Origin of the sequence: Bacillus sp. B1-b2 (genome assembly GCF_009183415.1) — a bacterium.
In the GTDB taxonomy this organism is placed as follows: Bacteria; Bacillota; Bacilli; order Bacillales; family Cytobacillaceae; genus Niallia.
In genome coordinates this window covers 201114-214346 of the sequence record NZ_WEHU01000007.1, presented here as the reverse complement: position 1 = coordinate 214346, position 13233 = coordinate 201114, and the positions used below count along the sequence as shown (strand labels likewise).

The window sequence follows — 13233 nt, the reverse complement described above, 5'->3', positions numbered from 1 at the left end:
CCAACAGGAAGTGTATGTGTATTTTGGAATGTTGACAAGTGGTTTTTTAATTTGTGCAGGGCCTACGGCCCTATTGCACAAATTTAATGCCATACCCTACATTTTTATGATGCCATAAACACCCATATATATATATTGTATCGTATTTGTTCTAGACACTCTCAAACTTACAAAATAGCTGTTATTTGCGCTTCTGTTAAAAGAGGAAGATTCTTTATCTAAAATGTATAATAAGTGTTCTAAAGGGATTTTCTGCCCTCTAATATAATCCTTTTAGTTTACCAGTTTATAATATCAAGTATGATTTTTTTAATACCTTCTGCGTCCACTTTAAAGCATATAATTTCTTGATTCCCTAAAATAAATCTAATGTTTCCATTTTTTTTCATTGTATAATCCCATCCACGTTTTTTTAGTATTTTAATTAAATCTTCAAATCTATTCATAAAACTTTTCCTCCGTTTTTCTTATCAATATTAAATGAAGCATCATTAAATATTTTCATTAAGAAACCACTACTATTGATAATAGTAGTGGTTTCTCCCTTTTCCTTATTGGAAGTTATTGAATAACCTAACGATGTTCACATTCTTAACATTTATATTTAAAATATGAAACATACTATAGTTGACCTTGATAATTCTCTTTGCATGGTCCTCATTAGCAGCCAAAATATCTGTAGTTATATATCTTTCTTGCTCATTAAATTTAAGTAGAACCGACACGAGAAAATGTTTCTTAATTGTTTTTTGGCCATGATAAATTTCTGATGAATTATCAACGAATAATACATCTTCTGTTTTTATTATTTTTGGTATATTGCCTTTTTGAGATATTTTAATAAAAGCGGGTTCATCTTTTATAAGATGATATACAGAAATATTGCCCTTTTCTTCTATTTTTCCGTCAATCAATAATATATTTTCACGAATTTGATAGAAATGTTTACTAGTATAAAAATCAACCATTATGCTAATTCCTCCTCAAATGAAAAAAGATCGTAAGTGGTTGGAATAATATATTCAACCAATTCTTCGATCCTTTTTAACCCGCTTATTAATTTTAAGCTTGTATTCTTTTTACTTCTCAATTGGAACACTACAGTATTATTAGTAACAATTATATTTATACTGTTTTTTTGATAGAAACCCCTTGTGTCAATAGTAATTATAGAGGGACTATTATCTAAAAGTGATAGCCAATCATTAGAGTTTTTCCCTTCCTCCCTTAACATATACTCAATACAGGTAATTGTAGTATTTAAAGTTCCTAATGAAAGGTCAAACATATAAGAAAAGCTCATAGTATTTTTACCATTAAAATACACTCTATATCCCTTTTCTCTTTGATTAGAATGTCCTTTAAATGGTTCAATACGAAAAACTATATCTTCAAAATACCATTCCAATCCATCTTTTTTACTTGAAAATCCTATACCCTTTAATAAGCTTTCTAACTTTGTAGGTTCTAGAGAACAAAAGCATGTGATTTTATACATATGCAATCCTCCTACAGACATTAGAATCAAATAATTTAGTCGTCGTCAAAACCTTTCCCTCCTAGTATTTTGTTTCATTTCTATTAATTTTCTTTTTTGTCATTTACTTTTTTCATAAAAAAAAGCCTTCAGGACAGTTAATAGCACAGCTGCTATTAAAACTGAACCCAAAGGCTCTACATTTACTAAGTAAAAGAAAAATCCAAAATAGAAAAATAATCTGATTTAAGTTTAACTTTTTATCCTATTATTTTCAATAGTTTCAGAAGTTATCAAAAAAGTGAAATATACTATCTTATACTTGAAGGTACTTCACAGTCATAAATTCCATATCTATAATCTTTTACAAAGTTCTATTGGCTTTATTCATTGCTTCAACTAAATTATCTTTAAAAAACAATGGTGCTGTAGGATGGTTTCCATAATTTCCAGATACAAAAGTCATAACTAACTTTCCAGCAGCATCTATTTTAAATTTCGACTCTAAAATCATTTTATTCGAATTAGATCTAAACTTGAACACTAATTCACTGTCGTCAATAAATGCTTTCACACCTTTATAAGTATTTGTTGCTATCTCATTGAGCGTGCTCTCTTTAAGGCCACCAAACGATTTCTCTTCATTAAGTACTGTATCAGAAGCAACTTTAGATAGGTCAACTATCTTAGATGAAATAAAAGGAATTTTCCCCTTCTTTGCACCATAGCCAATAATTATCGTTGCAGCTGCTGTAACAAGAGACCAACCTATCTTTGAAAATTTCATATTGTTCTTTCTCCAATTCTGATTTAAGTAGTTTTCCTTATCTAATTAGGATATTGGTAATTATATCAAAAATCTGAATTCTTTGTTTCACCTATTACAAATGAGAAGAAGTTTAAAAATATTTAGATTCGCTAACATCCGCTCCAAATTTCAGGGGATTACATTGATTAACACTACTACTTGTCAGAAGAAATTGAGTGGTGGTTTATTATAAAAAACATTTCTCTACTAAGAAAATTATTGATATAATTACCATTAATTACAAATGAGAGTGTTTTAAAAATTATAATATTTTATAGGAGCATTGACATTTGCTATAGAAAGTACTCGGAATGGCTTCTATAATGTTGATCTCCATAATTAGTACTTTTTATAATTGAATATACCAGCAAGGAGGTCAATTCATTGAATACACTAGTTAATGAATTTAAAAAAAATAAAACTAAATTTGGTACATTGCAAAAATGTGAAATACACTTACATACTCCTGCTTCCCATGATTATAAACTCACCAAAGGAAAAACGTATAAAGAATTAGAAGTTGAAGATATCTTAGAGATATGCGAAAGGGAATTATTATTTAATAAGGAACAAATACAAACTTTTTCAGAACAAATAACAAAAGGAAATTTTGAGGGTAATGGATACTATAAGTTACTTGAAGAAAAGAACATACCCTATGAAAACTTTAAAGAGTATCTAACCTACATGTTAATTGCACATAAATTATATAGTGAAAACATTCAATTAGTTGTGATTACAGATCACAACACAATCGGAGGATATGATAAACTCAAATTTGCCTTAAATGAGTATTTTAAAACAAGAATAAAATCAAGTGCAACATACCGGAAATCAATTTTCTTACTGTTAGGGTTAGAAATATCCTGTTCTGATAAAAACCATGTAGTAGGAATATTTGATGAAAGTAGCATTTCTGAAGTACAGAAGTTAGTAAATAACCATATTTACTCTACTGTAGATGGAACAATAGATACTAGCCTAACTATTATTAAAAAAATTCAAAAGATTGGTGGAATAGGTTATATAGCCCACATTAACTCTTCTGATTTCTTAGGTACTGGTTTATATAAAAAGGAACTCTTTGCTACTAGTCATCTTTTAGGATTTACAAGTTTAAATAATATAGATAACCTGTTTGAAAAAAAAATTTTACAATACTCAAACAAAAGAAAAGAAGACTTCTGTATAATATATGAAGGTGATTCTCACTATCTAGAAGATATAGGTATAAGAAATACATGGATTAAGATAAACGAATTATCTTTCAACAGTTTTAGAAAAGCATTAACTGATTATAAGTTTTCTATTTACACTGAGAAACCACAAGTAACTGATAAATTCATTAAAAATATCCATGTAAAACCCTCTGATAAGGGTTTTTTAGGGAATATAAGTATTGGTGATAACGGTTTCTATGTAGATTTTTCAAAAGATTTGAATTGTATTATTGGTGGCAGAGGTACTGGAAAGTCTACATTACTAAATTTAATAGATACTATTTTTTCACGTACATCTGCTAATCAGCAACAGCTTAAGTTTCTCGCAGAACATAGAGTTATAGAAATTGAGTTTACCTATAATAACGATGACTATATGCTAAAATTTATTTCACAGCTAGACCCCCACAAGGAGTATTATACTTCTGAATTTTTCTTAGAAAAGGCATTTAAGGAAGAAAGAAATGATATGCATAAATTAATTTTAGCAGATCACTGGATAGATTTATATAAGATTAGCGGTGAGCAAATTGGACCAGTAACTGGATATCTCAAGAATGATATCTTAAATAATGTTTTTCGCCAAAGCTATTCTATAAATAATATTGTACATAGAATAGAAAAAGGTGAGATTGGTGACTTTGTAAAAGAGGTTATTTTCGACGGTATAAGGTTTGATGAAATAGATTCTTTTCTTATGGAGCTTCGAAATACTAATAGGAATACAGAAAATATTTAAAAGAACAAATACCTTCTTTAAAGATTTCTATGAATGAACGAAAAAAGATAGTATCAGAAAAAATAAGCAGCTTTAATGAAAATAATAAAAAAATTTTGCAAATATACTATGGTCACGGTAATAAACCACAACATGATTTCTTAGAAGAGCTACTATTTAATATAAATAGAGAACGTCATATAAAAGGTTTGTTATTAACCTGGGGAGATGTTGAAAGATATCTATACCAAATCATAGAAAAAATTGATTTTTTAGATTTTCTTGAATTACTACTTTGGCAAAGATTCAGTAAGTTAGAAGCGATAGTTAGCTTATCTAGTGTTATGAAAAGTAATGCTAACAAGTCTTTATACGATGTAAATGAAGGTTACGAAGCAATTACAGGTCAAAATTTAAACTCAATTTATAGAGAAATAATTAAAGGATTATTTATAAATCAAAATAATATTGATGCATGTCTAAGAAAGTATTTTGCTGCTAAAGATGATTTTGATATTTATTTTAATATTAATTCTAAAGAATCCACTAAATCACAAGGAGTTTTATTACTTCCAATTGAAACTTTATCTCTTGGACAAAAAGTCGCTGCAATTCTCACATTTATTTTTAATTTTGGCCTACATACCAACGATAATACACCACTTCTTATCGATCAGCCGGAAGATAATTTGGATAGCCAATATATATATAAAAATTTAGTTGAAAGTTTAAAAAAAATAAAAAACAAAAGGCAAGTAATTATAGTTACTCATAACCCCAGCATAGTAACTAATGCAGGTGCAGAGCAAGTTATTGTCCTAGCTTCAAATAATGGAAAAGGGTGGGTTGAAGCTCAAGGATATCATGGCAATGCCAAGATAACTAAACATATATTGCAATATCTTGAAGGTGGTGAAGAATCTTTTCTCCACAAGATGGAGACATATAAAACAATATTAGGTTTAGGTAACTAATTTAAATCTTACGATAGAATTTATATTAAAGAGATGAGCGGAAGTTTCATTTATTAATTTGACTTCAAAGAAAAAAGCGTATTCATCTTTAATAGATTAATTAGCATTCGTTTGGAAAATAAACAAAATGACTTCACCTTTTTTCGTAGACCTAGGTATAATTCAGCAAAAATATATAGTGAAATAGTTAAAGCTTCGCAACTTTCTTTATTTATGTATGGCGACATATTTTTACTAATTGGTTAATTCATCAACAAATTTGCTGAATTAAGCTAGGTGAATTGTTTTTTGGAGAATTAACATCACTTGAAACTTCAAAAGCTTCCATTTGTTCAAAGTCAAAGGGAACAAGTAATTTACTTAACGAGTTAGTATCTGTATTTGTTGGATTTAGCCAGAATTGTTCATCTTCAGGTTTTAATATTACTGGCATTCTATCATGTATTTCAGTCATTAACTTATTTGGTTGAGTGGTAATTACAGAACAAGAATATATCATTTCTCCTTCTGGGGATTTCCAAGATTCCCATAAACCAGCCATACCAAATGGTTGATCATTTTTCAGTTTAATACGCATAGGAATTTTACGTTCATCTGTACGTTTCCATTCATAGAACGAATCAGCAAGGATTAAACAGCGTTTCTTTTTATAGGCATTTCGAAAACTTGGTTTTTCGGCAATTGTTTCTGAACGAGCGTTAATCATTTTATAACCGATTTTCATATCTTTAGACCAGGGAGGAATCAATCCCCAACGTAAATATCCAAGACGATTCTTTTCCCCATCATTAATCACAGAAAGTACGGATTGAGAGGGAGCTACATTATAATTTGGATTATAAAGGGATTCTTCAATTGCTGAGTCGATATTAAAGCGGTCAATAATTGTTCCAAAGTCAGTAAATAAAGTAAAGCGACCACACATGCTATCACCTGCTTTTTAGGTTAAGTGTAGCAAAGTAGAATACGGAAAACAAACGAGTAGTAACTTATCGTCAAGTACGATAACTACTACTACTTATTATTATATTATTAATAATACGAAATCAGCCTTAAAAAAAATAACGCGCTACCTTCAGGCTGCGCGTTTATAAATATAACTACTATCCCTACTATTTTTCTCTTTATATTTTTTTCTTGTTCCCTTTTAATAACTAAACGCAATTAAAAATTTCTACCCGACTTTTTTGAAATAACTTTAAATTTTTCTTTCAGTCTTCTATTTGATAACCTATGAGATATTTTTTGATAACGGCAGTTCTTTTATATTTGACCATAAAACTTCAATTGTTTTTTTTCCATTAGCAGCATTAAAGGTGATTTTATTTATATAAGTAAGTTTAACTAGATGCTTCTCAGTATAAAAGGTAGATGTTTTGTAAACAAGAGAGTGTTTATTATTTTTAGATTTTTTTATTAGCAAAATTATCATCCTTTATTTTTTTCTTAATTTTATTAAGAAAAGTGAGGTTGAAATGATAATTTTGACAATGAATTTTTCATTTTCTTTTTCTCCAATTGTATAGAGATAATAAATACGTTTTTTTGACATAAAAAACAAGAACCATCCTACGATATATTGTAGGATGGATTATTTAAAGTTGTTAATTTTGTATCACTATAATTATTCTTATCTTCGAATTTGATAATAAAGTTGTTTGATTTTTAATTAACTAACGCCCCCTATTGTTTAAGTGTTATTTTTCACAAACTTATTCACTAGGTACTTTATTATTTATTATTGGAATGCAACCCCGTTTGGACTTCATAAAATATTTTATGAAATTCCTTTGTTTTCTAACATATACATCATTTTTAGAAAACTGACCTAGGATATTTGTTTTTTATTCTATTGAAGATGATAAAGGGCTTCTCTGTATCTACCCTTGCTTATATTTTTGATTTGTTCCTTGTTAAAAAAAGGCATTCCTGCTAAAAACAGGAATGCCACCTAATAAAGTTATTAATTCTTTACCTTTAATAACCTTAAACTATTTAATGTTACCAAAAGGGTTGCTCCCATATCAGCAAATATGGCTATCCATAATGTTAACCAGCCAGGAATTACTAAGACTAAAGCTAATAATTTTATAGCCAAAGAGAAAGTAATGTTTTGCTTGATAATGGTTAAAGCTTTGCGGCTTAATTTAATCGTATACGGTAATTTACTTAAATCATCAGACATTAGAGCAATATCTGCTGTTTCTAGTGCTGTATCAGTTCCAGCACCTCCCATAGCCACACCTACTGTTGAAGCTGCTAGTGCTGGCGCATCGTTTACACCGTCTCCAACCATTGCAACACTTTGATGTTTGCCACGAAGTTCTTTAATATAATTTAGTTTATCCTCTGGAAGCAAATCAGCTTTAATATCCGAAACACCAACTTGTTTTCCAATGGCTAACGCAGTCCTTTCATTATCACCAGTTAGCATAACTGTTTCAATTCCGTATTTGTTTAACTTGTCTATTACTTCTCTGGAAGATTCTCTAATTTCATCAGCTACAGCAATTAATGAAAGGATCTCTTGATTTGTTCCTAGAACCATAACAGTTTTACCCTCAGTTTGCATACGGGTAATATGTTCTTCAGTGGAACTTTCAATCTTGCCATGTAATTCTTGGAATAGGTTAGGGCTTCCAACATAGTACATTTCATTACTAACTCTTGCTTTTACACCCTTACCTGTAATGGATTGAAAATCTTCTACAATCACTTCATTTATATTCAATCCTGTTTCTTCTGCTTTTCTTAAAATGGCGGAAGCAAGGGGATGCTGTGAACCTTTTTCAATAGCTGCTGTAACTTTTAATAATTGTTCTTTATTTCCGTTAAAAGTAACTAAATCCGTAACAGCTGGAACACCTTTAGTTAAAGTTCCTGTTTTATCAAATGCAATTGCTTTTAAGTGTCCTGTTTCTTCTAAATGAATTCCACCTTTTATTAGAACGCCATTTTTTGCAGCATTCCCTATAGCAGTTACGATGGAAACAGGAGTAGAAACAACTAATGCACAAGGACAACCGACAACTAGTACAGCCAAACCTTGATAAATCCATTCACTCCAATCACCACCAAACAACGGAGGAATTACTGCTATTAAAACTGCCAGAATAACAATTGCAGGTGTATAGTATTTGGCAAATTTATCAACAAACGCTTGAGAAGGTGCTCGTTCAGCTTGTGCTTCTTCAACAAGGTGAATAATTTTAGATAATGTCGTGTCTTCTACTCGTTTCGTTACTCTTACTTCAAGTAGTCCTTCTTCATTTAATGTTCCTGCAAAAACCTCATCGTCAATAGTTTTTGTCACAGGAACACTTTCACCTGTAATGGCTGCCTGATTCAGTGTAGATGTTCCTTTGACAACTGTCCCATCCATCGCTAGTTTTTGTCCAGGCTTAACAATCATGATGTCTCCAACTTGTATATCATTTACATGAATTATCATCTCTTCATTTCCACGACGAATTAACGCTTCTTTTGGAGCGATATCCATTAGTGATTCAATAGATTGACGTGCTTTATCCATTGAATAGCGCTCTAATGCTTCACTAATTGCAAATAAAATAACAACTGTTGCGCCTTCACCCCATTCACCAATAATAGCAGCACCTATTATCGCAATGGTCATCAGTGTATTCATATCAAAATTTAGCCGAACAAGATTTTTTAGCCCTTTTAAGAATAAAGAATATCCTCCAATAACAATAGATGCTGCATAGCCAATATTCGTAAGAATATGTTCTTCTCCAAATTGCTCTCCTATAAACCAACTTATAACTAGTAATATGGCGGAAATATACACTTTAATGTTTTCTTTTTGTTTCCAAAAGGGTTCTCGTTCCACTTGTTGTTCTTTTTCATCACGAATTTTTAGATTCTCAAAAGCTCCGGCTTTTTCTAATTCTTCAATGGTTGTGTTTCCTTGAACATAAACCTTAGATGCTCCAAAATTTACTTTTGCATCCTGTACTCCAGAAAGATTTTTAACATTGTTTTCAAATTTGGCTGCACAGTTCGTACAAGTGAATCCTTGAACACGATATGCTTTCATTTCTTGTTCGGATAGTTTTCCTTGCTGATCAGACATTTACTTTCACCTCATTAATATTAGTTAGAGCAATCATCATTATTTGCCGAATATGTTCATTACCTAAGGAGTAAAACGCTAATTTCCCTTCCTTCCTATAGTTAACAATACCTTGCTTATGAAGAGTTCTTAAATGATGAGAAGCATTAGCAACGCTTGCACCAATAATATTAGCCACATCACAAACGCATAATTCTTCATCTTGGCACAAGGCATAGGTAATCTTTGCTCTATTTTCATCAGCAATGGATTTTAACAATTGGGACAAACTAGAGAAATCAACCTTGTTCAAATCTCCTTGTATTCGATTGACTTTTTCTTCGTCATAACAATAAATTTCACATATATCCTTTTTAATCATTTCTTTCCCCCTATACTCGTTCATTCAAATATACATTTGAATATAGTATACCCCTTACTCATCTTTTTATTCAAGTCAATATTTGAATAAAGAACAAACAAAATGAGAAGCCAACTAATCAAAATATTTATAAATGGATAATAATCCTAACTATTCAATTTTAAAAATAGTAATCTAGTATAAATTGTCTTTTAGTTGGCTATTCTTTTTTATAAGGGGAGTTGAAAAAAATGAAAAAATCCATATTAATTTTATTATGTCTTTTACTACTAGTAACTATTACAACCAAGGAAACTAAAGCTTTTTATGCAGATAATGAGTTAAGTCAGATTACAAAAATAGCTAATAAAAACAATATAAAGGTAACTACATGGAGTATGTATATAAAAGAACCAATTGGACAATTTACTAAAATGAGAGATCTTGATCAAGCAATTTCCACTTTCATGAGAACGGAAAAAGATTATACTTGGTCTAAAAAACAAGCTGAGAAAGATCATTATAAAATTGAAGGGAATAAAAAGTCTTCCAATTTAGAAATGGAAGAGAAAATCTTAATCATTATTTATTCTCAAAAAGGTAAATATAATTTAAGTATTACTTATGATGTAAAAGGTGATTGGAATGAAAGCAAATGGCCAAGAATTTTCAATATGTATAAACAAAAAATAGAGAACTATTCTACATTTTATACGGTTCAAGGAACTACAGATATAGAACAACCTTTGTATACAGAAGCATCCGAATTATTGGTTAGTTTTTCGGGAGAAGAATTACAAAGTCTTAATGAAGATAATTTTATTTCGCTATCTGCATATACAAAACGTTTGGAAACTAAACTTCCTCTTGGTGATAATCAATATATGAACCTTCATATCGCATACAGATTGACTAATGAATCGGCGGATCAGGTAAAAGTAACGATTGGTACCCCTATTATTACGTCAGAGTATTAACACAAAAAACGAGATGTCGTTATTAGACATCTCGTTTTACAGTTTTACTTTTCATTCGTAGTAACATAATGCATTTAAAATAACGGTTAAAGCTGGCCCTGTATCACTTATGAGCTAGCCTTTTCTTCAGACTTCGGAGACAACAATCACTTACTACTTTCGCTGCATCCTTAGTAGAATCTTTACTACAACATCCGCTTCTGTATAATCCATGGCTAAAGGCCAAATGATTAAATGTTTTTTACTCTTAATATTCTCATTGCATTCAGAACAGCAAGTAAGGTAACACCTACATCTGAAAATACTGCTTCCCACATCGTAGCAATTCCAAAAGCTCCAAGTAATAAGAAGATCGCTTTTACTCCTAGTGCGAATATGATATTTTGCCAAACAATACTTCTAGTCCGCTTAGCAAGTTTTATTGCTGTTGCTATTTTAGATGGTTCATCAGTCATTATTACAATGTCTGCAGCTTCAATTGCTGCATCTGATCCTAATCCACCCATTGCCATACCAACATCTGCTCTAGCTAATACAGGTGTATCGTTTATCCCATCACCAACAAACAAAATCTTATCTTTAGAATTCTTGGCAGCATCTAATTTTTCAATCTCTTCCACTTTATTTTGAGGAAGAAGTTCTGAATGTACCTCATCGATTCCAAGGATATTTCCAACTTGCTCGCCAACTGATTTTGCATCTCCAGTTAGCATTACTGTCTTTTTAATCCCTTGTTGTTTTAATGATTGAATTGCCTCAGGAGAATCTTCTTTAATCTTATCCGAAATGACAATAGATCCGATAAAATTCTTATCATAAGCTACATAGACAATCGTACCAATTTCACTATAGTTGTGATACTTTATATTCTCTTTCATCATTAGTTTATGGTTTCCAGCTAATATTTCTTTACCGTCCATTATGACTGAAATTCCATGGCCTGGTATTTCATTATAACTTTTAATACTGTCATCCTGTATTTCTTTCCCATAAGCCTTTTTAATGGATTCTGCTATTGGATGATTAGAATATGCTTCTGCGTAAGCAGCATATTTTATTATTTCAGCTTCTGTAAACCCGTTAGCCGGATGAATAGAAACAACCTCAAATACACCTTTAGTTAAAGTACCAGTCTTATCAAATACCACATACTTCACATCATTTAAAGCCTCTAAATAGTTACTTCCTTTTACTAAGATACCCTTTTTTGAAGCTGCGCCTATTCCGCCAAAGAAACCTAAAGGTATAGAGACAACTAAAGCACAAGGACAAGAAATAACTAAAAAGATTAACGCTCTATATAACCACTCGGAAAATGTAGCACTAGGCATTAATATCGGAGGTACTACAGCTAATAAAACAGCTATTATTACAACCACCGGAGTATAGTACCTAGCGAATTTCGTAATAAAGTTCTCTGTTGGAGCTTTACGACTGCTTGCATTTTGTACTAACTCTAAGATTTTAGAAACGGTGGATTCACTAAACTCTTTTGTAACTTTTACAGTTAAAAATCCATTTTTATTAATGAATCCGCTTAGTACATCATTACCACTTTCAATATCTCTAGGGACTGACTCCCCTGTTAACGCTGACGTATCGACACTAGATGTACCCTCTAAGACCACGCCATCTAAGGGCACTCTTTCGCCAGGTTTTATTACAATAATGTCCCCAATAGAAACTTCCTCAGGGTCGACTTTTTTTATTTCTGAACCTATTTTAATATTTGCATAGTCAGGACGAATCTCCATTAAACTGCTAATTGATTTCCTAGAACGATTAACAGCGATACTTTGGAATAACTCACCAACTTGATAAAATAACATTACTGCTACACCTTCTGGATACTCTTGAATCGCAAAAGCTCCAATAGTTGCTAAAGCCATTAAAAAGTGTTCATCAAACACCTGTCCTCTAGTTATATTCTTTATAGCTCGAAGAACAATATCTCCACCCACTATTAGATAAGCAATTAAGAATGTTACCAATTCTAAAGTCCCGCTTAATGGAGCAAAGATACCCAATCCAAAAATAATGCCTCCTATAATTAACCTGCTAATCATTTTCTTTAGATCATTACTTCCATGTTCATGGGTATGCCCATGAGCATGTGAGTGCCCGTGGTCGTGATCATGATTATGATTATGATCATGGACATGTTCATGGGTATGTTCACCTGAGTGTGATTGAGCTTTTTTCTTCTGCCTTTTTTGTTTCTCTAAAAGTTTAACATGGGGTTCTAGACGAGTAATTGTTTTTTCTGCTTTCGTTAATATCTCTACCTCTTGCTCTTTATCGTATTGCAAAGATATAGTCTGGGTTGCAAAATTAACATTACATTCTTTAACCCCGTTTATAGAAGAAACACCTCTCTCAATCTTCATGGCACAATTTGCACAATCTAAACCTTCTAAGGTAAATTCCCTTTTTAATTGATGTTTTCCTTCTCCCATAGATGTACCCCTCCTATATAGATATACCCCAATTTCCGAATTGTAAATATATGAACAGATATACATATAATCATATATAAATTATATGTACACAATTGCATTTGTGTCAATATCAATTTATATTTTATCCTTAGATGAAGATGGGGAAGGAAAAATCCCCATCCTTCAAA

The 13233-nt window shown here is 31.1% G+C and carries 11 protein-coding genes; 3 read left to right on the top strand and 8 right to left on the bottom strand.

Annotated features, from left to right (window positions below; genetic code table 11):
• Positions 1-278 precede the first annotated feature (278 nt).
• The 4 genes from F9279_RS25145 to F9279_RS09305 form a co-directional block, all read right to left on the bottom strand.
• On the bottom strand, positions 279-446 hold the full coding sequence (locus F9279_RS25145; protein ID WP_193224520.1) for a hypothetical protein: 168 nt from the start codon (positions 444-446) through the stop codon (positions 279-281).
• 105 nt (positions 447-551) lie between these two features.
• The gene (locus tag F9279_RS09315) at positions 552-968 is read right to left on the bottom strand and encodes a hypothetical protein (protein WP_047943160.1); all 417 of its coding nucleotides are present in this window, start codon (positions 966-968) and stop codon (positions 552-554) included.
• The gene (locus tag F9279_RS09310; protein ID WP_152112372.1) at positions 968-1498 is read right to left on the bottom strand and encodes a hypothetical protein; all 531 of its coding nucleotides are present in this window, start codon (positions 1496-1498) and stop codon (positions 968-970) included. Before F9279_RS09310 ends, F9279_RS09315 begins: the two co-directional genes overlap by 1 nt.
• Positions 1499-1841: 343 nt before the next feature.
• Entirely contained in the window at positions 1842-2264 is a 423-nt protein-coding gene (locus F9279_RS09305; protein ID WP_016205248.1) for a hypothetical protein, read from the bottom strand.
• Positions 2265-2669: 405 nt separating this feature from the next.
• On the opposite strand from F9279_RS09305, the gene F9279_RS09300 reads away from it, so the two are divergent.
• Positions 2670-4244: a Spaf_1101 family AAA-like ATPase gene (locus tag F9279_RS09300; RefSeq protein ID WP_152112371.1), complete on the top strand. Its 1575-nt coding sequence runs from the start codon at positions 2670-2672 to the stop codon at positions 4242-4244.
• Positions 4245-4273: 29 nt separating this feature from the next.
• Entirely contained in the window at positions 4274-5197 is a 924-nt protein-coding gene (locus F9279_RS09295; RefSeq protein WP_152112370.1) for an AAA family ATPase, read from the top strand.
• A 250-nt stretch (positions 5198-5447) separates the two neighbouring features.
• On the opposite strand, the gene F9279_RS09290 is transcribed toward F9279_RS09295, so the two are convergent.
• The 3 genes from F9279_RS09290 to F9279_RS09280 form a co-directional block, all read right to left on the bottom strand.
• On the bottom strand, positions 5448-6122 hold the full coding sequence (locus tag F9279_RS09290; protein ID WP_016205108.1) for an SOS response-associated peptidase: 675 nt from the start codon (positions 6120-6122) through the stop codon (positions 5448-5450).
• A gap of 1038 nt (positions 6123-7160) precedes the next feature.
• On the bottom strand, positions 7161-9290 hold the full coding sequence (locus F9279_RS09285; protein ID WP_152112369.1) for a heavy metal translocating P-type ATPase: 2130 nt from the start codon (positions 9288-9290) through the stop codon (positions 7161-7163).
• The gene (locus F9279_RS09280; protein ID WP_016205110.1) at positions 9283-9651 is read right to left on the bottom strand and encodes an ArsR/SmtB family transcription factor; all 369 of its coding nucleotides are present in this window, start codon (positions 9649-9651) and stop codon (positions 9283-9285) included. The genes F9279_RS09285 and F9279_RS09280 overlap by 8 nt, the downstream gene beginning before the upstream one ends.
• Before the next feature lie 230 nt (positions 9652-9881).
• On the opposite strand from F9279_RS09280, the gene F9279_RS09275 reads away from it, so the two are divergent.
• Complete coding sequence (locus F9279_RS09275; protein ID WP_016205111.1) at positions 9882-10607, top strand: YwmB family TATA-box binding protein; 726 nt, start codon at positions 9882-9884, stop codon at positions 10605-10607.
• A 230-nt stretch (positions 10608-10837) separates the two neighbouring features.
• Here F9279_RS09275 and F9279_RS09270 read toward each other — a convergent pair whose 3' ends face one another.
• Entirely contained in the window at positions 10838-13063 is a 2226-nt protein-coding gene (locus tag F9279_RS09270) for a heavy metal translocating P-type ATPase (protein WP_016205112.1), read from the bottom strand.
• Positions 13064-13233 lie beyond the last annotated feature (170 nt).

Excerpts from the sequence above, each read along its gene's own strand:
- F9279_RS09310 (WP_152112372.1), bottom strand. The coding sequence starts at position 1,498 with ATGTATAAAATCACATGCTTTTGTTCTCTAGAACCTACAAAGTTAGAA.
- F9279_RS25145 (WP_193224520.1), bottom strand. The coding sequence starts at position 446 with ATGAATAGATTTGAAGATTTAATTAAAATACTAAAAAAACGTGGATGG.
- F9279_RS09285 (WP_152112369.1), bottom strand. The coding sequence starts at position 9,290 with ATGTCTGATCAGCAAGGAAAACTATCCGAACAAGAAATGAAAGCATAT.
- F9279_RS09280 (WP_016205110.1), bottom strand. The coding sequence starts at position 9,651 with ATGATTAAAAAGGATATATGTGAAATTTATTGTTATGACGAAGAAAAA.
- F9279_RS09305 (WP_016205248.1), bottom strand. The coding sequence starts at position 2,264 with ATGAAATTTTCAAAGATAGGTTGGTCTCTTGTTACAGCAGCTGCAACG.
- F9279_RS09295 (WP_152112370.1), top strand. The coding sequence starts at position 4,274 with ATGAATGAACGAAAAAAGATAGTATCAGAAAAAATAAGCAGCTTTAAT.
- F9279_RS09275 (WP_016205111.1), top strand. The coding sequence starts at position 9,882 with ATGAAAAAATCCATATTAATTTTATTATGTCTTTTACTACTAGTAACT.
- F9279_RS09290 (WP_016205108.1), bottom strand. The coding sequence starts at position 6,122 with ATGTGTGGTCGCTTTACTTTATTTACTGACTTTGGAACAATTATTGAC.
- F9279_RS09315 (WP_047943160.1), bottom strand. The coding sequence starts at position 968 with ATGGTTGATTTTTATACTAGTAAACATTTCTATCAAATTCGTGAAAAT.
- F9279_RS09270 (WP_016205112.1), bottom strand. The coding sequence starts at position 13,063 with ATGGGAGAAGGAAAACATCAATTAAAAAGGGAATTTACCTTAGAAGGT.